Annotated in this window: 24 protein-coding genes and 1 pseudogene; 12 read left to right on the plus strand and 13 right to left on the minus strand. The window is 41.1% G+C overall.

All coding sequences use genetic code 11. The annotated features are described in order from the left end of the window. Window positions 1-216: 216 nt before the first annotated feature. The 4 genes and pseudogenes from AC21OG_RS01510 to AC21OG_RS01525 all read right to left on the minus strand — a co-directional run bounded on the left by AC21OG_RS01510 (window position 217) and on the right by AC21OG_RS01525 (window position 3,878). Window positions 217-1,369, minus strand: a pseudogene (locus tag AC21OG_RS01510) (IS3 family transposase). 306 nt (window positions 1,370-1,675) lie between these two features. Next, window positions 1,676-1,951 carry a Fic family protein gene (locus AC21OG_RS01515; RefSeq protein WP_487377537.1) on the minus strand — a complete coding sequence of 92 codons (276 nt, stop codon included), beginning with the start codon at window positions 1,949-1,951 and terminating at the stop codon, window positions 1,676-1,678. A gap of 182 nt (window positions 1,952-2,133) precedes the next feature. Next, window positions 2,134-2,634 (minus strand): hypothetical protein, encoded by a 501-nt coding sequence (locus AC21OG_RS01520; RefSeq protein WP_487377539.1) that lies wholly within the window; start codon window positions 2,632-2,634, stop codon window positions 2,134-2,136. A 62-nt stretch (window positions 2,635-2,696) separates the two neighbouring features. Beyond that, a complete protein-coding gene (locus tag AC21OG_RS01525; RefSeq protein WP_487377540.1) occupies window positions 2,697-3,878 on the minus strand; it encodes a tetratricopeptide repeat protein in 1,182 nt (393 codons plus the stop codon). A gap of 333 nt (window positions 3,879-4,211) precedes the next feature. On the opposite strand from AC21OG_RS01525, the gene AC21OG_RS01530 reads away from it, so the two are divergent. Beyond that, window positions 4,212-5,147 carry a bile acid:sodium symporter family protein gene (locus AC21OG_RS01530; RefSeq protein WP_487377542.1) on the plus strand — a complete coding sequence of 312 codons (936 nt, stop codon included), beginning with the start codon at window positions 4,212-4,214 and terminating at the stop codon, window positions 5,145-5,147. 257 nt (window positions 5,148-5,404) lie between these two features. Here AC21OG_RS01530 and AC21OG_RS01535 read toward each other — a convergent pair whose 3' ends face one another. From AC21OG_RS01535 to ffh, 3 genes are all read right to left on the minus strand, one after another. Then, window positions 5,405-5,575 carry a hypothetical protein gene (locus AC21OG_RS01535; RefSeq protein WP_487377543.1) on the minus strand — a complete coding sequence of 57 codons (171 nt, stop codon included), beginning with the start codon at window positions 5,573-5,575 and terminating at the stop codon, window positions 5,405-5,407. Window positions 5,576-5,582: 7 nt separating this feature from the next. Next, window positions 5,583-5,744, minus strand: a complete 162-nt coding sequence (locus AC21OG_RS01540; protein ID WP_486543458.1) for a DUF2256 domain-containing protein — start codon at window positions 5,742-5,744, stop codon at window positions 5,583-5,585. A gap of 165 nt (window positions 5,745-5,909) precedes the next feature. Then, window positions 5,910-7,463: a signal recognition particle protein gene (gene ffh, locus AC21OG_RS01545; RefSeq protein ID WP_487377544.1), complete on the minus strand. Its 1,554-nt coding sequence runs from the start codon at window positions 7,461-7,463 to the stop codon at window positions 5,910-5,912. Between the two features lie 662 nt (window positions 7,464-8,125). On the opposite strand from ffh, the gene AC21OG_RS01550 reads away from it, so the two are divergent. Then, window positions 8,126-8,917 (plus strand): cytochrome C assembly family protein, encoded by a 792-nt coding sequence (locus tag AC21OG_RS01550; RefSeq protein ID WP_487377546.1) that lies wholly within the window; start codon window positions 8,126-8,128, stop codon window positions 8,915-8,917. Between the two features lie 34 nt (window positions 8,918-8,951). Here AC21OG_RS01550 and AC21OG_RS01555 read toward each other — a convergent pair whose 3' ends face one another. Continuing rightward, a complete protein-coding gene (locus AC21OG_RS01555; protein ID WP_487377547.1) occupies window positions 8,952-10,778 on the minus strand; it encodes an MFS transporter in 1,827 nt (608 codons plus the stop codon). A gap of 676 nt (window positions 10,779-11,454) precedes the next feature. Between AC21OG_RS01555 and rpmB the strand changes: the two genes are divergently transcribed. Both rpmB and rpmG read left to right on the plus strand, forming a co-directional pair. Next, complete coding sequence (gene rpmB / locus AC21OG_RS01560) at window positions 11,455-11,691, plus strand: 50S ribosomal protein L28 (protein WP_486547311.1); 237 nt, start codon at window positions 11,455-11,457, stop codon at window positions 11,689-11,691. A 47-nt stretch (window positions 11,692-11,738) separates the two neighbouring features. Continuing rightward, window positions 11,739-11,894 carry a 50S ribosomal protein L33 gene (rpmG, locus tag AC21OG_RS01565; protein ID WP_019671862.1) on the plus strand — a complete coding sequence of 52 codons (156 nt, stop codon included), beginning with the start codon at window positions 11,739-11,741 and terminating at the stop codon, window positions 11,892-11,894. Window positions 11,895-12,027: 133 nt separating this feature from the next. On the opposite strand, the gene AC21OG_RS01570 is transcribed toward rpmG, so the two are convergent. The 5 genes from AC21OG_RS01570 to fghA form a co-directional block, all read right to left on the minus strand. Next, entirely contained in the window at window positions 12,028-12,360 is a 333-nt protein-coding gene (locus AC21OG_RS01570) for a hypothetical protein (RefSeq protein ID WP_486547312.1), read from the minus strand. 135 nt (window positions 12,361-12,495) lie between these two features. After that, window positions 12,496-12,807 (minus strand): hypothetical protein, encoded by a 312-nt coding sequence (locus tag AC21OG_RS01575; RefSeq protein ID WP_487377549.1) that lies wholly within the window; start codon window positions 12,805-12,807, stop codon window positions 12,496-12,498. Window positions 12,808-12,988: 181 nt separating this feature from the next. Further along, entirely contained in the window at window positions 12,989-13,498 is a 510-nt protein-coding gene (locus AC21OG_RS01580) for a hypothetical protein (protein ID WP_487377551.1), read from the minus strand. 42 nt (window positions 13,499-13,540) lie between these two features. After that, the gene (gene rpe, locus AC21OG_RS01585) at window positions 13,541-14,248 is read right to left on the minus strand and encodes a ribulose-phosphate 3-epimerase (protein ID WP_487377553.1); all 708 of its coding nucleotides are present in this window, start codon (window positions 14,246-14,248) and stop codon (window positions 13,541-13,543) included. 110 nt (window positions 14,249-14,358) lie between these two features. Then, window positions 14,359-15,222: an S-formylglutathione hydrolase gene (fghA, locus tag AC21OG_RS01590; RefSeq protein WP_487377555.1), complete on the minus strand. Its 864-nt coding sequence runs from the start codon at window positions 15,220-15,222 to the stop codon at window positions 14,359-14,361. Window positions 15,223-15,925: 703 nt separating this feature from the next. On the opposite strand from fghA, the gene AC21OG_RS01595 reads away from it, so the two are divergent. From AC21OG_RS01595 to AC21OG_RS01630, 8 genes are all read left to right on the plus strand, one after another. Further along, window positions 15,926-16,948 (plus strand): urease accessory protein UreD, encoded by a 1,023-nt coding sequence (locus tag AC21OG_RS01595; RefSeq protein ID WP_487377556.1) that lies wholly within the window; start codon window positions 15,926-15,928, stop codon window positions 16,946-16,948. A 207-nt stretch (window positions 16,949-17,155) separates the two neighbouring features. Beyond that, window positions 17,156-17,458 (plus strand): urease subunit gamma, encoded by a 303-nt coding sequence (gene ureA / locus AC21OG_RS01600; protein ID WP_486547318.1) that lies wholly within the window; start codon window positions 17,156-17,158, stop codon window positions 17,456-17,458. Window positions 17,459-17,527: 69 nt separating this feature from the next. Next, window positions 17,528-19,804 carry an urease subunit alpha gene (gene ureC / locus AC21OG_RS01605; protein ID WP_487377558.1) on the plus strand — a complete coding sequence of 759 codons (2,277 nt, stop codon included), beginning with the start codon at window positions 17,528-17,530 and terminating at the stop codon, window positions 19,802-19,804. Window positions 19,805-19,870: 66 nt separating this feature from the next. Continuing rightward, the gene (gene ureE, locus AC21OG_RS01610; protein WP_487377560.1) at window positions 19,871-20,431 is read left to right on the plus strand and encodes an urease accessory protein UreE; all 561 of its coding nucleotides are present in this window, start codon (window positions 19,871-19,873) and stop codon (window positions 20,429-20,431) included. Then, window positions 20,424-21,278: an urease accessory protein UreF gene (locus tag AC21OG_RS01615; RefSeq protein ID WP_487377561.1), complete on the plus strand. Its 855-nt coding sequence runs from the start codon at window positions 20,424-20,426 to the stop codon at window positions 21,276-21,278. Before ureE ends, AC21OG_RS01615 begins: the two co-directional genes overlap by 8 nt. A 187-nt stretch (window positions 21,279-21,465) precedes the next feature. Further along, window positions 21,466-22,119: an urease accessory protein UreG gene (gene ureG, locus AC21OG_RS01620; RefSeq protein ID WP_487377563.1), complete on the plus strand. Its 654-nt coding sequence runs from the start codon at window positions 21,466-21,468 to the stop codon at window positions 22,117-22,119. 93 nt (window positions 22,120-22,212) lie between these two features. Continuing rightward, a complete protein-coding gene (locus AC21OG_RS01625) occupies window positions 22,213-22,893 on the plus strand; it encodes a HupE/UreJ family protein (RefSeq protein WP_487377564.1) in 681 nt (226 codons plus the stop codon). A 354-nt stretch (window positions 22,894-23,247) separates the two neighbouring features. Further along, window positions 23,248-23,766 carry an AmiS/UreI family transporter gene (locus AC21OG_RS01630; RefSeq protein WP_486547323.1) on the plus strand — a complete coding sequence of 173 codons (519 nt, stop codon included), beginning with the start codon at window positions 23,248-23,250 and terminating at the stop codon, window positions 23,764-23,766. Window positions 23,767-24,029: the final 263 nt, after the last annotated feature.

Below are 24,029 nucleotides of genomic sequence, written 5' to 3' on the forward strand. Positions count from 1 at the left end.
TAGAGTTATATTCAATATATTGTGTTTGAATGATAAAGTTTACTATATCAGTTTATCTAAATTATTGATTTAATAATTTTCACCTTTTATCTGGGTAACTATACAGTGCTATTTTCAACTTTAATAAAGCAACCCGTTGGTTTAACTATGTTGCAAGTGCTATTCAACATTATCCTTAGGAAATACCCCCAAATTTAAAACACTAAATAAGTAGAACTAAGCTGCCATATTAAGTTTCTGAATAGGCGTAAAGCCACCATTACCCATATTGGGTCTCTCGTTATTATAGTGATTGAGCCAAGCTTCAGCCTGCTGTCTCACTTGATCTAAACTATCAAACAACTCTTGATTAAGCCAATCATAACGTACTGTCTTGTTAAAGCGCTCAACATAGGCGTTTTGCTGAGGATTACCAGGCTCAATATATTCAATAACGATACCTTGCTTAGTTGCCCAGTCTTTCAAGTCATTACTGATATACTCAGGACCATTATCACACCTGATTTGATTAGGCTTACCACGGCACTCTATAAGTTGATTTAAACTGCGTATCACTCTTTGAGCAGGTAATGAGAAGTCTACCTCTATGGTTAATGCTTCACGATTAAAGTCATCAATGACATTAAAGAGCCTAATAGCTCTACCATCGGTTAAAGCATCGTGCATAAAGTCCATGCTCCAGCTTTGATTGACATCAGTTGGCACAGCAAGCTTTTTGGGTTTGTCTCGTTTAATACGACGTTTAGGCTTTATTCTCAGGTTTAATTCAAGCTCACAGTAGATACGATAAACACGCTTATGGTTGTAAGGTAACCCTAATACATTTCTTAAGTATAGAAAACATAGCTTAAAGCCCCAGTTTTTATGGTTGTTTGTCAGTTCAATCAACAGTTTGGCTATCTGCTCATTCTCATCCGCTGTCTTTGGCTGATAGTAATAGCAGGTTATGCTAATGTTAAATATCAGACAGGCTAAGCGTACACTAATGGCTCTGGCTTTGATGTAATGCTCAGCAAGCTCTTTGAGCCTAGAGGGCGCTACCACTTTTTTGACATGGCATCCTGTAAGATGTCTGATTTTAGTCGTTCTTCGGCGTACATCTTTTTCAAGCGAGCGTTCTCAGCCTCTAATTCTTTAAGACGGGTAATCAGTGAGGCGTCCATACCGCCGTATTTGCTCCTCCATTTGTAAAAGGTGCTCTGACTTATATTACTACGAGCATAGCTCTTCGTCTTGCACTTCGGGTTACTGTCCACTGGACAGTAACTTATCCTCGCTCATCACGTAGTATGTCACTGACAGGTACGCCTTGTTCTGCCTGTTTGAGTATATTAACGATCTGAGTGTCGGTAAATATTGATTTTTTCATGTCGAAATCTCCTGCTAGTATTTTAGCAGTTAGTTTCTACTTTTACGTGTTATTATTTTTTGGGGTGATTACCTTAATGAATTGGTGCGCCCCACGCAGCCTACAGATAAATGTTATAAAAACTCAAACTTTGCCTTAGGTGCGATTTAGCCCTGATAGTAGCGGATATACTTGGTGTAGCACGGCGATGCAGGCGCTTAGTAAGTGACAGTATCGTAACGCAGGAATGACACTTACTTTAGCGACTGCCGCCGTGTCAACCAAGATAGTAGCGGATAGCAGGAATAGCTACTTATAAAACCACGCCTACCCTTCATCCAATGCCAACATATTGATAATCAGCTTAATCAGGGTTTCTTTTTGGTCGGGGTTAGACTCCGCCACCAGTAAAGTTAATGCCGCAAGCCCTGTATTATTAATGACCATGTCACCTTGGCTATTGAGCAAGCGCCCATTACGATGCAAAAAATCGACGAATAAAAAAGCACCACTGCGCTTATTACCATCAGTAAAGGGGTGGTTTTTGTACTTTTTGAACTGTCGCAAAATTTGCGAGGGTTGCGTACTAAGCACCATGAGCATATAAATAACAAGACCTTGTTTACTTAACATCCGCTTTTATAAATCAGTTGTCGCAATATCTGCGATAACTTGACGATAAATAATGAAACGAACTACCGAGTTGTATTCCTCGATATTGGAATAAATGACACTTAAAGCAAGTTTATACAGTAAGACACTTCATTTAAAGCCAGTACCGCACCTTACAGATCACTAAAAAACAACACTTGATACAACGCCTCAATAGAATCGATTTTGGTGAATTGCCCTTTACTTACAGTACGGATATTGGGTCGCTCGTTCTTGATGCCCTCACTATTGCCTTTGGTATGTTTGGCAATTTTGGCATCGCCCAAATCCAGTAACGGCTTGCCTGCCGCACTTCCCAAAAAGTAAAACGAAGTAAACTCGAGTGTGTCTTCATCAAATACAATCCAAACGACACATCCTGACGGTTTAGAGGCAAGCTTGGTGTGTATCTTTTGTCGGGATGTTTTAGCGCCGAACTTGGAAGCTTTAAGCTGAATATGGCGCATAACGTTGTTGTTCTCTAACACGATATCACAGCCTGCGTTATCCACTTCTGGTTTTAGAACCTCTAGCGCACAATCGCCCTGTTTCCAAGACAGTTTCAGCATCTCACTAACAAAGACATGCTCGATAAGCTTTTCTCGAAAGCCGGAATGAATGAAATGTTTTCTCATAATAGTTATCACCAATTCTTCTTTTGGTATTAGGTCTCATAACCTATCGGACAGATAAGACGCTAATATCCCTTATTAACCAATGCTTCAACCTTGGCGCATCCTGCTTCATATTGAATATCGCACGTTTTCTGATACATCTTTTTGGCAAGGGTATAATCTTGCGCGACGCCGATACCCTTCTCATGCATTTCGGCTAATCTGTTGACGGCTTCTGGGTAGTCATCATCGGCAGCTTTTTGATAATAGTGAATAGCCGTCTCATAATTTTGAGGGACGCCTAACCCTTGCTCATATAACTCACCCAATTTATATTGGGCACCGACATAACCTATCTTGTCTGATTTTTCAAACCAGTCAATGGCATGGTTATAATTTTGGGCGACCCCTTTACCCTCTAAATACATCAAACCAAGGTTGTATAAAGAGATGCCTTCGTTTTGCATAGCCGCTTTGTAGTACCACTCCCTTGCCTTACTATAGTCCTGAGGAACGCCCTTCCCTTCTTCATACATTACACCAAGAAAATGTTGCGCACCTGCATCGCCTTGATCGGCAGCTTTGTTCAGCCAGTTTAGCGCTTTGTCATAGTCTTGCTCGACCCCACTACCCGATTTGTACATCATGCCAAGGGCAAATTGCATACCCACATCGCCTTCATTGGCAAGCTTTGTAAAGGTTGCGACACCTGTATCAACATCGGTTGTGCTGTCTGAATGGAATATTCGCTGGGTCGCCACGTGCTGTTGAGCAAGTACAGGATCCCTCTCAGTAGGTTTTCGTATTGATGCGTGTACTTCGTTGTGAACCTTTTCACCGTTATTGCCCTGTAGATTTAACTTGCCTTGGGTGTCTAACGGTTCAGCCGTTCTATCGTCTGTTATAAAACAGTCGCAGTCTTCATAAGCCTTGTAGGCCACTCCTGACAACGCAAAAATAACCATTAAAATTAACAAATACGATTGAGGATTAACGTTTGCCTTTTGGCTAATCGCTTTTAAGTGATTGCCGTTTAAATCGCTAGCAACCTGATCCTTTTTAGACCGGCGACCTGATAGTGGCTTTGATAGCGACCTAGATAACGATTGAGATAGCGATTGAGATAAAGAATTAGACCATGGTTTAAATGATGCTTTCTTTTTGAAATCAGAGAGGGTCTTTTTTTTATAGTTAAACGTTTTAGTCTTTCTTTTATATACCTTTTTATTCGATTTGATGTTTGATGAGGTTTTTTTAAAGGGCATACTTTATCTCTGGTTATGCGGCTATTTAGACCTATTAAGCAAGGAGATTTTATTAAGTTACTGAGTCAAAATTGAACTATCGCGAAGTATGCAAACGTTGTGTTTTTGACAAACGAGATCTGCTTAAAACCTTTTTAGGCATTTTTAGGATAGTTACTTTATCGTCTTTGTATAGCTTAACAAATAAATCTACTCTGTATGCAACTAATAAGCCAACCTTCACTTTGTATATAACTATATTTTATTACTTATGCTTTGAATATATGGTAATTTTATCTATATTTAACGAGACGATGATTAAAATAATGACTGATACTTTGAAAGGAGTCGATTTTGAGTAAAATTGCCGCAGCCTCGCAGTGGATAGGGAAAACCTTTGCAATATGGGCTCTGGTTAGTGCTGTGTTAGGTTTTATACTCCCTGAGTTTTTTGCATCATTAGCCAAATTCATAGTGCCAATTTTGGGCATAATTATGTTTGGTATGGGAACGACGCTTAAGACAGACGACTTCGTTGAAATAGTTAAACGTCCTAAGCTGGTATTGGTTGGCTTATTGGCTCAGTTTACTTTAATGCCGTTAATCGCATATCTATTAACCATCGCTTTTAATCTCGACCCTTTAATTGCCGTTGGTGTGATACTGGTCGGTTGTTGTTCAGGGGGTACGTCGAGTAATGTCATTACCTTTTTGGCGAAGGGCGATGTGGCTTTAAGCGTCTCTATTACTTCAATCTCTACTCTGCTAGCCCCGATACTTACCCCTATTTTACTTAAAATCTTTGCTGGACAATTGATCGAGATAGAGCTAGCCAGCATGATGATATCTATCACTAAGATGGTTATTATTCCTATAATACTGGGGTTATTGTTTCATAAGTTACTGGGTAACAAGGCTAAAATGGCAAATGATATCTTGCCAACAGTGTCAGTCGTTGGTATTGCGATAATTATTGCGGCAGTAGTAGCGGTGTCTAGAGACACGATCTTAACCAGCGGCGTTTTGGTCTTTATTGTAGTGGCACTGCATAACTGTATTGGTTACGCCTTAGGCTATTTGATCGCACGCATAAGTGGCTTTAGCGAAGCGCAAAGACGCGCTATTATGGTAGAAGTGGGTATGCAAAATTCTGGACTTGGCGCGGCACTAGCAGCCACTTACTTTAATCCTGCGGCTAGCCTACCAAGTGCGCTATTTAGCGTTTGGCATAACTTTAGTGGTGCGCTGGTGGCAAACTTCTTTGTGCGTCAAGATAGAGGCAAGGATTGATTGGCTAGTATTTAATGGTCTTTAAGCGTTTAAGTTGTCGCATATTTTGTGACTACTGTTTTATATGAATTGGTGCGCACGGCGCACCCTACGGGGAATCATACTCGATGAATTCTTAACTTAAGAAAGGCTTGTACAACGCTCTTTAAAGCTAAATCATTATAGCCTGATGTTAGGTTGTTTTATGTAGGGTGCGCCTCGCGCACCATTTTTTTATCCATTTATAAGAGCAAACCATACAGCTAAACGGTTATAGCCTAACGTCGCCTTGAGATGCGGTTTAGCCCTGATAGTAGCGGATATACTTGGTGTAGCACGGCGATGCAGGCGCTTAGTAAGTGACAGTATCGTAACGCAGGAATGACACTTACTTTAGCGACTGCCGCCGTGTCAGCCAAGATAGAAGCGGATAGCAGGATTAGCTTCAAAACACCCCTACTCTGGCTTCTCAACACCCTCATAGGTTTTTACCCGTCGGCATCTATCCGAGCAATACACCATACTGTCCCAGTTTTTATCTAGCTTTTTGCTCCAGCTAAATTCACGCTGGCAAATGGGACATTCTTTTTTACGGACGTTCTTTTTCTTATGTGCCATACCGTCTCCTACCTATCTCTATTTTCTAACTTCTGTTTTCTGTTTTCTGACTGCTGATTAAAACTGTCACCATAGTATCGCTATCTAAATAATAAAAAAAGCTAAGCCATTGCTGACTTAGCTTTTTATCAGGTTTACATCGTGTTCATATAGTCACTTCTAACCTTAAAAGCGCTTCTTAAACTCTGGAGGTAGGCTTTGCTGCACGTCTTTTAACTGCTTTTCCATATCCTCTTTGCTTGGCATATTGTTAGGATCTAAACCAAACGGTGGCATACCACCCATACCACCTTTGTTGCCAGCTGTGCCTTTAGCAGCACCACCGCCACCAAATAGAGGGCCACCTCCACCGGATGCGCCGCCGCCCATGCCAGTCAAGCCTTGCACCGCTTTCATCATCTTGCCGAGACCTTCAGGTTTCGACATCATTTTCATCATCTTCGCCATCTGCTTGTGCTGCTTAAGCAGACGGTTTAGGTCTTGAATTTGCTTACCAGACCCAGCGGCAATACGACGCTTACGACTTGGGTTAATTTTGTCAGGATTTTTACGTTCAAAGGGCGTCATGGAGTTAATGAGCGCCTCCATTTCTTTGACTTTCTCTTCTGGCTTAGCTTCTTCAAGCGCCTCTTTGACCCCGGCACCACTCATACCCGGAAGCTTGTCCAAGAAGCCAGTCATGCCACCCATATTTTTCATTTGCTGGAACTGGGTTAATAAATCCTCAAGGTCAAAGTCGCCGCCTTTTTGGATTTTCTTCGCCATTTTTTCCGCTTTATCACGGTCAATCTTTTGTTCGACTTCTTCAACCAGACTTAAGACGTCACCCATGCCTAGAATACGCTGGGCAATACGCTCTGGGTGGAACGCTTCTAAGGCATCAAGTTTTTCACCACGACCTAGGAACTTAATTGGCTTTTCAGTAATCGCACGGACTGAGAGCGCAGCACCCCCGCGGGCATCACCATCGGTCTTTGTTAAGATAACACCGGTTAGCGGTAGCGCATCGTTAAAGGCTTTGGCAGTATTGGCCGCGTCTTGACCGGTCATTGCATCGACCACAAACAGTGTCTCTGACGGATTGGCCGCCGCCGTTAACGCTTTGATCTCCTCCATCATCCTCTCATCGATATGCAAACGACCGGCGGTATCGATGATAAGGATGTCTTGATATTGTAGTTTTGCCTCTTCTATCGCACGCTTGGCAATGTCGATAGGGTTTTCATCGGCGCTTGAGTTTACAAATTTAGCATTCACCTGACCAGCGACTTGCTCAAGCTGTTTGATCGCAGCGGGACGATAGACGTCAGCAGACACCAGCATGACTTTTTTCTTATGGCGCTCTTGTAAGTACTTAGCAAGTTTACCCGCAGTAGTGGTCTTACCCGCACCTTGTAGACCTGCCAGCAAATAAACCACAGGCGGCTTACCTGTCATCTCTAGCTGCTGATTGGCACTGCCCATCATTTCGGTTAATTCATCATAGACAATCTTGACGAATGCTTGACCCGGAGCCAACTCTTTTAGAACCTCTTGACCCAATGCCTTCTCTTTGACCCGCTTGACGAAATCACGGGTAATCGGTAAGGCAACATCAGCCTCAAGTAACGCCATACGTACTTCACGCAGCGTATCTTTAATATTGTCTTCGGTCAGCTGACCTGATCCTGAGATTTTGCGTAGGCTGCCAGAGAGTCGTTCGGTTAAGGTATCAAACATAAAGTGGTCTCGATAAAACGTTGGTGAAATTCTTGTCTAACATGCTTTCTTTTTTAAAACTGTTTTAAAACTGTCGTTTAACTAAAGCTGTCTTATTAACATCTGTGTTGTTAAAACGGCTCTTATTAATGGTTAAATTCTGTCTTATTAACGGATAAAACGTATCTCATTAAAACACTGGTTATAAAATAAGGGGTTATAATTTAAATATTTGGCTTAATATAGCGTATTTCAAGTGGCATGCCAATTAAGGGGGCATACCAATAAGGGATAGTGACATGCCAAAACGGCGTTAAACTTAGTGCAATAGTACAGTCGTACCGCTAGTAAATCGGATAAGTCTTGCTAAAAGGGTCATTAAATAAAATGACTACTAACTTTTACCGCTTTGCAATCGCAAATAAGAGTCATTCTATGTTAAATTAGGGTATTATCTTAATATGCCTATGCAATCGAATTGCGTATCACCGAATGCTTACCGTGTCTATACTAATAACAGTACTAATAGCTACGACTGGGCTATCAATCTAACGTATTCATTTATAATCGCATAGAATAACATAGTTAGTATAACAAACATTGCACTGGCAAATTGTATCGTCTGATTGTATGACTCATCGTATTGTTTTTTTGTTTACTTGATATTTGGGGATCAACCGACCGTGTTTCTCGCTTACATCATCGCCCTTATCCTCTATACCCTAGTAAGCTGTCACTTGGTTTGGGCGCTGGTGCGTATCAAACCTATTGCTAAAGGCTTCACGTTAGGGATGCTATTTGTGGGCCTTATAGCACATGGAATCACTTTATATCCCAATATATTCACCATTTATGGTCTCAATTTCAACCTGTTTAACACCGCGAGTTTAACCAGCTTTTATTTTATCCTATTTTATATTCTGTTCTGTCTATACCGCCCTATCTTAAGCTTGGGGGTCATTGCAGCGCCTACGGCCATTATTGGGCTAACCTTAGGCTTCTTTGGCGTCGCTCCTTATGCCCCCTTGACTGATATTAGCACGGGTCTTGAGCTACATATCATTCTATCCATTGCCGCTTATTGTGTGCTGTTAATGGCGGCGGTACAGGCGATTATATTACGGTTTCAAATTCGTGAGCTTAAGCATAAAACCAAACAACGCTTTTGGGTCAATAAGCTGCCCTCTTTGCAAAGTATGGAATCGCTATTGTTTGATATGATACTGGTTGGTTTTAGTCTCTTAACGGTTGCCTTAGCGGTTGGCTTTGTCTATGTCGATGACTTAATGGCGCAGCATATCGCCCATAAAACAGTGCTTAGCCTGTTGTCTTGGTTGCTATTTGGCGGCCTACTCATCGGTCACTGGAGATCAGGATGGCGAGGTCGTCGTGCCGCTAATATGGCAATTCTAGCCTTTATTTTATTAGCAGTCGGCTTTATTGGTAGTAAGTTTGTGCTAGAGATGATTCTATAACGCATAATAATTTAAGACAATAAACACCCGTATTCTATCTATACTTTTTAATAAAGCACTGACGCCAATACCATAAGGGCAACAAACAAATCACCCCTAATCCCACACTTAGCATGAAATGCAGCGTATATCCCAATTGACCTGCAATAAAGCCACTTAATAAGTGACTGCCACCGCTAAAAATAGTCAACAAACACACCTGCGTGGTAAAGTCGCTACCCGCCTTATCATGACGGGCATAATGCATCACCATAGTCAGCATCGCTACCAACGCCAATGCTGCTGAAAAATGTTCAATACCATTGGCTGCATACGCCCACCAAAATGGCACTGTATGTTCTACTGCCAATATCCCTAACCACTTTGGGTACTCATAACCTATGGCGACTAATACATATAACGCAGTGGTAAACACCTGAAACACATAAAATGCGAGCAACGCTGTATGATGTCGCCACCGCTTTAGTACCCAAGCTGCCACTGCTGCCCCTAGTAAGGCTGCTACCGATCCCAGTACACTCGCCCACAGCCCGATACTGGCAGTCGATATCCCCATATCTACCATCATCGGCTTGACCATGCCACTAGAGATACCATCGACCACTTTAAACGTTAGCAGCACCATGAGCCATCCCCGCATCTCGGTGTTATGCCAAAAGTAGCCATACTGATCCTGCAAGTATTGCTTCACCGATTTCCTAGTTTCAGGTACGTTTGCGGTATCAGTCTTTACATCATCATAAATCTTCGCAGTTTGCGTTGGGTTTTCTGACAAACCATTATTTAAAGGAATCACGTTAATAGGAATGCGCTTGTTCTCTGCATAACGCCAAATCGGTAAGGTGTTTAACAGGATCAGTCCTGCCAAAGCAAAAAAGCTGTAGCGCCACGACCAACTGCCAAGCACCATTAAAAATACACCCCCGCCAACAATAAGTCCCAAACGGTAGCCAATGACTTGGACAGCGTTGCCCATGCCCCGATAAGGGTGCTTAGGCACTTCTGACATATTGGCGTGTACTGAGTCTTGTTGTCGTTGATCAAGTGCAATGTTTTGTGACACTTCAACGAAGTCATCGTTCTCACCCATCGATTGAGGATGAAAAGTTTGAGGGTGTGAGGGTTCACAATAAATGGATTGAGGATGCAAATCGGGATCAGGAGAATCGGGTTTACGAAAACTCTGACTCGGTACATCTATTGGGTCAGATACTTTAGACTTGCTGGTTTCCTCTAACCCTTTATCAAGTTGAGTTGTATTAGCCTTTTGCGCTGAGTGAGGGTCATTGTGGCAATTATTGTGAGGGACATTGTGAGAATCATTGTCAGAGTTATGATGAAAGTGATAACGAAAGCTGCTTAATGAGCGCGTCGCTAGACCATCGGCAGCCACATCGTGAGTCGCTCCCGTTAACCCTAATAAAAACAACAAGCCATACATCATCCATAACATCATAGGTGAGCTTAACTGGTACGGATTAAATAATCCGACAATCACCATAATGACCGCTGAAAATAACTGTAGCGGTATTATCCAACTGCGGGAGCGTCCCCATTTAGGCGAGAAATAGCGATCGACAACTGGCGCCCACAAAAACTTTAGCGCCCACGGTGCCAATAAAAGCCCAGACAACCCAATCATTTCCAGTGACACATCATAGTCACGAAGGATGGCAGGTAACGCTTGAGTGATAAACCCTGACGGCATACCTTGGGCAAAATACAGCGTCAACAATACCCCAAGCAATGTATAAGGTATATTCTCAGTACCCTCAGTACCTTCAGTATCCTTAGTATCTGGAATAACCCCTTCCCCAGATACGGGTTTTGCATTTTCGGTCTTTTGATGGGGGAATTGCATGGCTTTATTCCTGAATATTAGAGTCGTTTTTTCGTCTTATTGGGGTTAACTTAAGAACATTTAAAAGTAGCTGTTTATAATAGATATTTAAAGTAGATATTTTAGGTGGCAGTTTAAAGTAGCTATTTAAAATTGAACTGCTCTAAGTCTTGAGGTGATTGGTACTGCGCTTCCATGTTCCTGATTTGGCGTTATAGAATCACCCCATTCTCAACTCTTAATGTAGGCTGTGGCTTTAGCCCAGCATTTTTGATTAAAGGTTTTAATTTGCTGGGCTAAAAGCACCAGCCTACAATGAGTTTAAATAAGTTGAGAACGAGGTAGAATGATCAAATAGTACACAAATAGACTGCTTTTCGCTTAAAACTTTGTACCAAATGTGCGATAATAGCTGAATATTTATTTGAAAAAAAAGCGGTTATGTGGTATAAATACGCCCTTAAAAATTTATCACGTTTCAGCTACCGAATTTTATTATTTAGTGTGGGTCTTCCTTTATTTGTTGTGGCGATTAAAGGGTGTGACCGCTAACTTTCTGTTAACATTTTATTCAAGTTGCAGTCCTATGTGTCCATAGCCGCATTGTGATTCGTTATCTTGAGTAGTATAGACATTTTATATTTGAACATGATTAGCATGTCAAACCAATGTCTTACAACTTTATTAGGAGTCCGTCATGTCTCGAGTATGTCAAGTGACAGGAAAGCGCCCTCAGGTGGGTAACAATGTTTCGCATGCGCTTAACAGAACCCGTCGTCGCTTTTTGCCAAATCTACATAACCATCGTTTTTGGGTAGAATCTGAAAACCGTTTTGTCCGTCTTCGTGTTTCTGCTAAAGGTATGCGTATCATTGATAAGCACGGTATCGACAAAGTGCTTGCTGATTTACGCGCCAAAGGTGAAAAAGTATAGTCATTTAACCGACTAATACGCTTTTTATAAACAAATAGGAAACCATCATGAGAGACAAGATTAAGTTAGTATCGACTGCAGGTACTGGTTATTTCTACACCACTACCAAAAACAAACGTACTATGCCTGGCAAAATGGAAATCAAAAAGTTTGATCCTAAAGTCCGTAAGCACGTTATCTTTAAAGAAGCTAAAATCAAATAATTATTTGAAAGCAGTTGTTTAAAAACAGTATTTTATAAATAAATTATTTGAATAGTTAGCAAAAAAAACGGGTTATCTGATGATAACCCGCTTTTTTTGTCTCTGCGATTTGTGTTTAATTATTTGTGATTAATTAACTGTAATGCTCTGGCTCTTCGTCATATACATTGGCATGCCATTGACTGACTTGCTTTTGCATCACTTCTTGAATGGCAGCATGAATCATTCGGTGACCGATGAATTGCGCTTCATTACCCAAAATATCTTTTACTTTTTCCGAGAAGTTAATGGTCACTAACGGATCTTCCACATCTGAGGAATCTCTTAAGATAATTTGACCTTTTTCATTTTCAATCAGCTCTAGCACCGTTTCTTGAGCAAATCCTTTGCGACGGCGTGTAGAACGCTCGCCAGTCTCGACATCAATGTCGACTTCAACGTTTTCTTTTTCAGTATTAAATACCATGCTTAATTCACCTCATTTAGCATCTGTGTATTTAATAACAATGGACGCTTTGAGCACAAATTTCAAGGTTAATTTGTAGCAATGCGTTGCAAGAGGTTTCAAACCATGGTTAAGAGCAGGATAAATTCAGTGACGTTAACGTAAATAACGCAGCTTGCCTAGGGTGAATAGCAGGGCAACAAACATGCCCATCCAATAGGCATTTTTTAGCTCAAAAGTTGGGTCGCGATATTTAAAGGGCAATGCCACAACAGCTACTGCCGTCGGTATAATAATCAGCATCATTAGCCAGTTTTCAAATACGATTAACCAACCTTGCCAGCCCTCCCCTTTACTCAGACCTGCCAGTCCAAGTAGCAAACAGCCAATGACTAAGGTCTTAATCAAGCCTTTAGGGATACCCTTAGGATAAGGATAATAAAACGAATTGGGATCAAATAGTGACACGTTGACTTCCTTAGAATCTATATTTATAGGCTAGCATTAGGGAATTTTTGGATTAAAAGGCACCCGTCAATATTTTAAACAAAGGTGCCTATGTTTAGGTCTGAATAATTATTGAACATCCTACGCAAGCTCTTTTAAAGGTTTGGCTATCGTCTTTTAAAGCAGTGCGTATTAAACTCCACTAACTATAAGTCCCCATAAACCACAGCATCGTAACACAAGATATTAGCCATCCTAGTGTCAGTGCATTACGGCGCTGGATAGCTAAACCTTTGACTCTGTTCATAATCAGTGCGCCCACCCAAAACCCAAACGGTATGACAATCACAAAAAGTGGTACTAATACGGCCGCATGACGTAACACTTCTTGCACAGGATGACCTGCAATAATCCTAAACACATAGCCTGCTAGACTCAATATTAACGCAAATATCGCCAAGCCAATGGTTAGGCTTTTGGGTACTAAACTTGGCTCACTTTTGTCAAGCTCATCAGGGTCAAGCTTATTTAGATTAAAGCTATTAGAGTCTAAGTTAGTGTGGTGCAAGTGGGTGTCTTGTATGGCGCTATTATTATCAATGCTATTGTTTGCAGTACCGTTATTTACAGTGCTATTGTTTAAAGTACCATTGTTTAAAGTACCATTGGTTCCAGTTCCATGCTTAGGGGAGCTTTCAGTATTATTGGTCATGATGTGTCTCATATAGGCACGCTATAAAAAAGGGCGGCAACGCTAAACTTGCGTTGAACCCACCAGGCTTAGCTCATGACGCATCTGGTCAATTACTTGCTTATAGTCTGACTGATTAAAAATTGCAGAACCAGCAACGAACATATCAGCACCTGCTTCAGCAATAGCTCTGATATTGTTGGTCTTCACCCCACCGTCGACTTCTAACCGAATATCGCGACCACTGGCATCGATACGCTGACGTACTTGTTTGACCTTATCGAGTGTGCCCTCAATAAATGATTGTCCACCGAAGCCTGGGTTAACGCTCATCAATAATATTTGATCAACTTTATCCATGACATAGTCGAGGTGGTGTAGCGGCGTCGCAGGATTGAGCACCAATCCACACTCCGCACCGCCATCTTTTATCATCTGTAAAGATCTATCCACATGGCGAGTAGCTTCAGGATGAAAGGTAATAATGTTCGCTCCAGCTTCCAAAAACTGCTCAATCATACTGTCAACCGGCGTCACCATTAAATGCACATCGATTGGGGCGTCAATACCATAATCACGTAGCGCCTTACAAATCATACTACCAAATGTCAAGTTTGGCACATAATGATTATCCATCACATCAAAATGAATGACATCTGCACCAGCTTTTAATACGGTTTCGACCTCTTCACCAAGACGCGCAAAGTCGGCCGAGAGGATAGAAGGTGCAATTAGATAATTAGAAGGCGTTAAAGTTGGCTGTGAGCTCATATATTTCTCGTCTGAAAAGCTTATTTAAATAGAATGTATGATACGTTAAGAGGTGCATAACACCCCATGGTCACGGGTCTATATTTTAAATTTTTAGAAAACTTAACCTGTTATCCATTAGTTAAAGCGGCGTAATAATGGTGTTCGATGTGGTCGTCAATCACGGTTTGAACGAAATAATAACTGTGATCAAAGTTTCCGTGATAGCGTAACGTCATCTGTTGACCCACTTTTTGACACGCCTGTTGTAACAATTCTGGACGTAGATAGCCATCTTGATAATACTCATCATCAGCCCCTTGATCTACCAAGATGTTGGGATATTGTTTACCGGCCTTTTCAACGGCGGTGACCGCATCATATTGAGACCATGCGCCCTCGCCCTGATTTGAGTCTTTACCAAAGTACTCGGCAAAGGCAGGCTTACCCCAATCAGACTGGCTACTCGCACTGATAGGAGCAATCGCTGATACACTGATAAACTTACTAGGATATTTAAATCCAAACATAATAGAGCCATGACCACCCATAGAGTGACCTGAAATACCAATGCTACTTATCGGAAACTTATGGCGGATTAGATCATAAAGTTCTTCAATGATATAGGTGTGCATTTTAAAGTTCTCAGCCCAAGGCGACTGCGTGGCATCGACATAATAGCTTGCTCCCTGACCAACATAATAACGCTCGTCATCTGAGATATCGTCCCCTTTAGGAGAGGTATCCGGCACTATAAAGATCATGCCAAGCTCACTACACTTCTTTTGGTAATGGGCTTTTTGCGTTGCATTATCTGGGCTAGTGGTCAGACCTGATAGAAATAAAATAGCAGGACAGGTCTTACGAGCTAACGCCTCATCGGGCAAATAAATGCTAAAACGCATCTCAGATTTAGTGGTTTCAGAATAATGGGTGTAATAGTGTTGTTCACCATTAAAGCAGCGGTTATTACTAATAAGTTTGAGATTTGACATAATTTAGTCCTTTTATTTTTTTGGTTAAGGTTCAAGTTTGAAGGTTAATTTGAAGGTTAAGTAGTGCGTTATTTTCAGTCGCCACTTTTCTAGGGGCTATATTGATTAGTTTTTGTAGATTATTTTTTATAGACTAGTGGTCTTAATTTAGTGACCTTAATTTAGTGACCTTAATCTAGTGACCTTAATTTTAACATAGCGCTGATTAACATAGGGCTGAACTTTTAAAAGTAAAACCTCATCATTCAATACACTTTTCTCGCAATAATCTGCTCTCATAAGCTAATAGTTATTTAATACGCTATTTTTATTCAAACAGAAGATAAGTAATAACCTATTAAACATTATTATCTTAACTTAAAACAATATCTTAGCTTAAAACCAGATTTAGGGTTATCATAAGTTATTATTTTTAATGATGTTAATATTCACAAAACTTTGCTTTTTTTTACGATAGATTACTTATTGAATAATTTTGCTACCCGTACGTTAAATTATTGAGATATAAAAGGGAATAAAATAATACCAATAATTCAATATTCTTAGATGATTTGGCCTAATTTTTGCAAGGCTTAACTATCATTTATTTGGCCTTTATATAATGTTTAACACATAAGTTTATTGAGTATGTACCCCATTATTAAATTCAATGATTAATTATTTACTCATGGTCGCCGCATAAGTTCGGCGCTTAGGACTCCTTTTGACTTGGCAATCCACATTACAATTAAGCTTTGACTCAATAGCGCATCGTCAGAAAACACGACTATTCCATCGTTTACATTCAGGTGCGTTAATGGTTCAGCGACCATTGTATCCAGAACCTGAGACTGTACAACAGACTCATTCATCGACTTTAAAAGATTTAACTTCAAGGCATCAGTCTGGTATTTGTCATGTCTACGTTCTGTATCCCCCTGCTGGTATTGCTGATGGGGATAAATTAAGCCTAAATTTTGACTTAAAATCAAACAGTCACGCGGTTATCACCACACCTGGCGCCGGTAAGTGGTATGGACAACGGCAGTCCATACGAGATTCGGTTGCTGCTGATCAATCTATGCTAAAAACCATGCCAGTTGAATACCGTCCAAATAAAACTCTGCCAATCTCGAGTTCTGTGCAAGCTGAACAACATATCACAGCGACGCTTGAGGATAATGCGATACTCGAATGGCTCCCTCAAGAAAGCATCTACTTCGATTATTCGGTCAGTCATGCTTGTAACCGCTTTTATCTTGCGCCTACCGCCAGCTTAATAACATGGGATATTGCGGTATTTGGTCGCCAAGCCTACAACGAGACCTTTGCTCATGGTCAATATAACAATCGGTTAGAGGTATGGCGTGATAAGTCTTTGTTAATCAGTGAAAACACCCAACAGCAAGCTGCATCACGTTGGTTTCAATCTCCACTTGGTCTAAATAATCAGCATGTTCATGGTTCATTGTGGGCAGTACCCAGCAAAAGTGTAATTTCTACCATTCAACAATCCAATCCCCTAAAGCTCGGTCAATATTTGGATGAGACCCTATCTGAATTACGACAGTTAATCGATGAGCACAACCTTCCTATTGAATGTACCCATAACTATCAAGCTATTAATTGTCGCTATCTGGGTGTGGATGTACGTGCCTGCTTTGAAGCGTTTTATAAAGTACGTGAAGTGCTCCGAAAAAACTGGTACCAACTTGAACCACATCGACCGAGAATATGGGATACTTAAGTTAAAAGTTTGTGTATTCACGTGTAGGCAGTTAAATAATGTCATAAAATGAATCATATACACATGGCAAATACCATTAACTATGTTCTTAAACCTAAGAACCTGTTATTAACCGCTAAAGTTAGGATATTTTGAAAAAATAGCCAATTTTGGGGTGTAAATACAGGGTCTAACATTGATAAAAACAATTAAGCAAGGAATCAACCCATGCAACTAAACCCGACTGAGAAAGATAAATTATTGCTATTTACTGCTGGTATGGTTGCTGAACGCCGTAAAAATCGAGGTGTTAAGCTCAATTATCCTGAAGCGGTAGCCTATATTAGTATGCTGCTTATGGAAGGCGCACGAGATGGTAAAAGTGTGGCACAGCTTATGAGTGAAGGCACGACATATCTATCCGCAGATGATGTTATGGAAGGCGTGCCAGATATGATACCAGACGTTCAGATTGAAGCAACGTTTCCTGATGGCACCAAATTGGTAACCGTGCATAATCCTATCGTGTAGCTGACGAGACTCACAATAGCTAAGACATAATACATGATGGTTTTAATAAATTAACAACTAAGGATTATTATGAAAGCGGGCGAATATAAAATAAAAGCAGGAGAGATGGCCTTAAATGCAGGCCGTAGCGTGCAAACGATAGAGGTTGTCAATACGGGTGACCGCCCTATTCAAATCGGTTCTCACTATCACTTTTATGAAGTAAACGATGCTTTGAGCTTTGATAGAGAGGCGACAAAAGGCTATCGTCTAAACATCTTATCCGGTACAGCAGTCAGATTTGAGCCAGGACAAGCGCGCGAAGTCGAGTTGGTCGCTATCGGAGGTAAGCAAGAAATATACGGCTTTGCTGGTAAGGTAATGGGGGAAGCTAAGCTTGAACACACTCAAAAAACCTCTCAAAAACGTATCGACCGCCGCATCTACGCAGAACATTTTGGTCCAAGTACAGGGGATAAAGTAAGGTTAGCCGACACCGATTTATGGCTTGAAGTAGAGTACGATTTGACCAATCAAATAGACGGCAATCAAAACTCACAAAGAGATAACAAGTCAGGAGACCCATCCAACTCCCCCTCTACACACACCTCTTTATCTTCAACAGACGAATCAATATTAATTAGTGGCTCAGAACATTCTGAAGAAGACGCCAAGACGTTGGCAAATGATAATCCAATACATTCAGACTCCAGCATTAATATCGGTGAAGAGGTCAAATTTGGCGGTGGTAAAGTCATTCGAGATGGTATGGGACAGTCTCAATTAATGGCTGTTGACGTCGCTGAGACGGTTATCACCAATGCGCTTATCGTTGATTATACTGGTATTTATAAAGCGGACGTGGCGCTTAAAGATGGGCGTATCAGCGGCATTGGTAAAGCCGGTAATCCAGACATTCAGCCCGATGTAACCCTGCCCATTGGCGCATCAACTGAGATTATCGCTGGGGAAGGTAAAATACTTACCGCCGGTGGTATCGACAGTCACATACATTTCATTGCACCTCAACAATGCGAAACAGCGCTGATGTCGGGTGTGACGACCATGCTTGGCGGGGGAACAGGGCCTGCTCAAGGTACGCTTGCCACTACGTGTACACCCGGTGCTTACCATATCCAAAGTATGCTTAAATCAACTGATTATATACCGATGAATATAGGGCTACTGGGCAAAGGTAATGTGAGCTTGCCTGACCCCGTTGTCGAACAAATTGAAGCGGGTGCCATTGGTCTAAAACTACATGAAGATTGGGGCACCACACCTCAAGCCATCGATAACTGCTTAAGTGTTGCTGATAACTACGATGTACAAGTCGCCATTCATACTGATACCTTAAATGAAAGTGGCTATTTAGAAAGCACACTTGGCGCCTTTAAAGACCGCTGCATCCATACCTTCCATACCGAAGGTGCAGGTGGTGGACATGCTCCTGATATCCTAAAAGCCATTGGGCAACCGCATGTTCTGCCATCTTCGACCAATCCAACGCGTCCTTTTACCGTCAATACCATTGATGAGCATTTGGACATGTTAATGGTTTGTCATCATTTGAGCCCAGCGATTGCAGAGGATGTGGCCTTTGCCGAAAGTCGTATTCGTAAAGAAACCATCGCTGCCGAAGATATCTTGCATGATACGGGTGCAATCTCTATGATGAGTAGTGACTCTCAAGCAATGGGGCGTGTGGGTGAAGTGATTATTCGTACTTGGCAGACTGCCAATAAAATGAAAGCTCAACGCGGTCATCTGGCACCAGATGCCTCTGCGCAAACCGAACAAGACGCAGGTCATATCAACCTATCCCAAACTGACTTTAGTGAGGATAATGATAATTTCCGTATTAAGCGCTATATAGCTAAATACACTATCAATCCTGCTATCACGCATGGCATTGCCGATATGGTCGGGTCGGTTGAAGTGGGAAAATGGGCAGATCTGATTCTTTGGTCTCCTGCTTTTTTTGGCGTTAAACCAGATTGCATTATTAAAGGCGGTTTAATAGCGGCAGCGCCAATGGGTGATATTAATGCCTCTATTCCGACGCCGCAGCCCGTTCATTATCGTAGTATGTTTGGCAGCTTCCCCAAAACAGTGGCTCAGACCTGCATTACCTTTATGTCTCAATCTGCAATTGATAAGGGCGTTGCTACCGAGCTTGAGCTTAATAAAGTCATTAAACCGGTTCACAATATTCGTCGAGTGCGCAAGAGTGATATGAAGCTCAATAGCCATTGCCCAGTTATGGAAATTAACCCTGAAACCTATGAAGTGCATGCCGATGGTGAGCTATTGACTTGTGAGCCTGTCGATCAATTGCCTATGGCACAGCGTTATTTCTTATTTTAATGACATCTTATTATTTTAATACCTTAATTTAGTGACCTTAATAAATTCAAAAAGACAACAAGCCTTATGAAAATTTATTCGCAACGCCTTAATGATAATGATTTAACGCCTGAACAATGGTCTTTAATTGAAGAGCAGAAACAGGATAAACATTATCTATGTTTAGACTTTGACAGCCGTCAGCGTAGCCGTTTTAAAGCAGAGACTGAACGTCAAGAATCTGTAGGTATTGACCTACCTCGTACTGAAACCTTAAAAGATGGCTGCATACTATCTACCGCTGATGGAAAGCTTATTCAGATAAAAGCGGCCAACCAAACGTTGGTCTGCGTCACCGCTAACGATGGATTTAACCTAATGAAAGGCGCTTATCATTTAGGCAATCGCCATGTCCCTCTTATGATAACGCCGACTGCCCTCTACTTTGAACCTGACCATGTTCTCGAGTCCATGCTACAAAACTTGGGTTTACAGACAGAGCAAGTACAAGCTCCATTTGAGCCTGAAACGGGCGCTTATAAGAGTGGTCACTCTCATGGCAGTCAATCACATGGCAGTCACTCTCACGGCAGTCATTCACATGATGCCCATAGTCATTCGCATAGTGAAAGCCACTCCCATGACTGACCCTGAAATTGACCAAAATATCGTTAACAACAACCATAGCACAAATGATGTCACCGGTCGGCTACTGATGCTGGCATCGAGTAACTTGCCTATTGGTAGCTATACCTATTCGCAAGGAATTGAGCCTGCTATAGAGGCTGGCCTTATTGATGATGAAGACAGTACGTTATCGTTTATGACGGACTATCTAGAACTGGCTTTATTAGGTTATGAGCTTCCGTTATTGGCGTTAATGGTGACTGCCCTAACCGATGAGGATGAAGACTTGGCCAATGCCTTAGCCGCGGACTATCATGCCAGCCGTGAGAGTAAAGAGTTTGTGTATGAGTCGAGCCAGTTAGCGCTTTCATTATCCTCATGGCTGGATGAGGTATTGGATCTAAACGTTCCTAATCAGCTGGTGATCAATGGATTTTTACCCCTGTTTGCGAACATCAGTGCGCATTGGCAAATCAGTCCAGAACAGGCGATGACTACTTATGCCTTTGGTCAAATTGAAAATATGGTATTGGCTGCGGTAAAAACGGTACCCCTTGGACAAATGGCAGGACAACGTATTATTTGGCAATTACAACAGCAGTTGAGCCAATATAGTCCTAACATTGCCGCCGAAGTGCGTCACGTTTACCATCAATATATAGATGATTCAAAGCAATCAAGTGATCGGAATATCTTTTATCAATGTTATAACACTGAAGGCTCGGACACTAAAGGCTCGAAAACCGGTCTTGCACAGCGGTCACTAGGCATTTTTTATCAACAGCTAAATATGTCGGCGAATTTACCGAATTTAGCCATGTTGTCTTGTCAGCACGAACGACAATATAGCCGTTTATTTCGCTCGTAATCTTAAAATAATTGAAGCTGTCTACTATGACAACTCTTAAAATTTTGTTTATAAATATAGTCAAAGAAGTCTAAAATGGTTACAAGGCAACCAAGTGCTAGTACTACAGGAGTAGGCTTAACGAGGTTAACGCTCTAACCGTTTAGTAGTTCGCTGACTATACAAATGAAGAATAAGGATACTTACTATGGCGCTTACGCCCAAAACTGAAAATACTGACAATACTACTACTTTATCTCCCCTTCGTCTTGGCATTGGTGGTCCTGTTGGGTCAGGTAAGACGGCATTAACGTTAAGACTATGCCAACGCCTACGAGATGAAATCAATATGGCGGTGGTTACCAATGATATTTATACCAAAGAGGACTCTGAGTTCCTAACGCGCAATAACGCCATGCCAGCAGAACGTATTCGCGGTGTGGAAACTGGTGGCTGTCCTCATACTGCCATTCGTGAAGATGCCTCTATTAACCTATCGGCAATTGCAGAATTACAAAACCAATTCTCTGGCCTTGAATTAATTATCATTGAGTCGGGAGGTGATAATCTAGCCGCAACTTTCAGTCCTGAATTGTCAGACTTAACCTTATATGTGATAGATGTCTCAGCAGGCGATAAGATACCGCGCAAAGGCGGCCCAGGTATTATGAAATCTGATTTACTGATTATTAACAAGACAGATTTAGCGCCTTTAGTGGGCGCGTCTCTTGAGGTAATGGCGCGTGATGCCAAAAAAATGCGAGGCGATAAACCTGTAGTATTTAGCAATATGAAAACCGGCGAAGGCCTAGATGAGATCGTGGCTTTTATCAAAGACAAAGGCATGATAGGCACAGCATAGGGTGCTGTAGCTATATAAGTAAACAATGATATTAATTTTAGTGTCAATATTTAATAGTAAGAAAATCGACTTACTTCATTAATTAAGGAATTTATGATGATAACAAAAAACGCTAACTTAATTAAACTTTCCAATAAAACGACTAAATCCGCAACCTTAAGTGTATTAACGCTACTCTCATTACTACCGACACTCGCTTTTGCACACCCTGGGCACGGTTTATTCGTATCAGATGGTTCATTTTTCTCATCGTTATTGGCAGGTTTAATTCACCCATTGACCGGCATTGACCATCTGATGTTAGCACTAGGAATGGGGTTGCTATTTACCCAAATGCAGAGCTTTAAAAAAGGGTTTGCCTCCTTAACTATTGGTTTAATAGCGGGATTTGCGCTTAGTTTAAGTGTGAGTTTAAACAGTCAATTTGTCGAAGCGGGTATTGTGGTATCCATTGTGTTATTGACGATAGCCCTTATGAGCCGCTACTTTAATCCTGCCCTTAGCGGACACAGCAACGCTTCTTTCAAGACTGTATATAATGCGGCTATTGTTGGTTTTGGTGCGTTAGCCATGTTTCATGGGGCAGCACATGCGCTTGAAGCCCCTACTAACGGTGGAACTACGGGTTTCTTTGTCGGTATGATCGCCGCTATGTTAGCGCTTTACTCCTTTGGAAACGTCATTGCAAACTATCTGAGTACTCATGTGCAAAACAGCTTAATCGTTCAGCGTTTCATGGCCGTTGTAGGATTATGCGCCGTTTTATTTAGTTAATATTTTACGGATGCTCGCTTAAAAATCAGGACATGTTTAATTAACATGTCCTGATTTTATGCTTTAGGACTGCTTTATATCCCAATGTATGACACTTATCGACTTATTTTCTTAGCTTGTGCTTACCTGTCAAACTTACAGACATGATATTTGTTTAATTTAAACGTGTGAATTTTATCCAAACCTTAGACTTCCTAGTGGGCTGATAAGCCTATTGGTTAGAGGTGCTTTTGCCTGATAGCTTTATCTCATAGCTGTATTTCACTAATGGTAATGCACAAATTAAACAGCGATAAATAGGCAGACCTGATTCGGATATAAAGTGATCCTATTTTTATTAGGAGAATCTTTGATATGTTAGGTTTAACCTTACTTTATGTGGGTGCCGTTTTATTGATTAACGGACTCTGGCTACTCGGAAAAATTCAAGATAAAGAAGTACCCGTCATTAATTTTCTAGTGGGGATACTAAGTTTTCTAATTGCCACCTATATGGTTTTTAACAATACTCATGATCTACATTTAATAAGTACTGGCGCGTTTACTTTCCTGTTCGCCTTTACCTATATATGGACGGGTATCAATCAGTTTTTAAACACAAATTCAAAAGGATTAGGCTGGTTTTGTCTGTTTGTTAGTCTTACGGCGTTATCAGTCGCATTAAATGCCACGTTTAAAATAACTCTAAACTTTAGTGGCTGGAGCATCTTCAACTGGTACGCTTGGGCACTTCTATGGTTTTTAGACTTCGTAATGCTCAGCTTATCTAAGAATATAGAAAAGCAAGTGGGTATGTACGCTATATTTTGTGCCATAGCGACAGGATGGATACCGGGGCTACTCATTCTACAAGAGTTGTACGTTATTTATTAGATTCAATTTATTAGATTCAATTTATTAGAAGAACAATAACTAAAAATAATAATAAATAAAGGATACTTAAATACATCGACTAAAAAAACCCATGTCCCTTATTTACATTACCAATGTCTATAAGGTGCATGGGCTCTACTCATAAATTAATGAACTGTTTATAAAAGAGAAATAAAAAAGTAGAAGTAAAGTTATGGCACTAGCCTTCCCCATACACGTTAATTGACTTCCCTTTATGTTCCCTTAATCTTGCCTATACCTTG

It is taken from the genome of Psychrobacter sp. CX5, assembly GCF_057621535.2.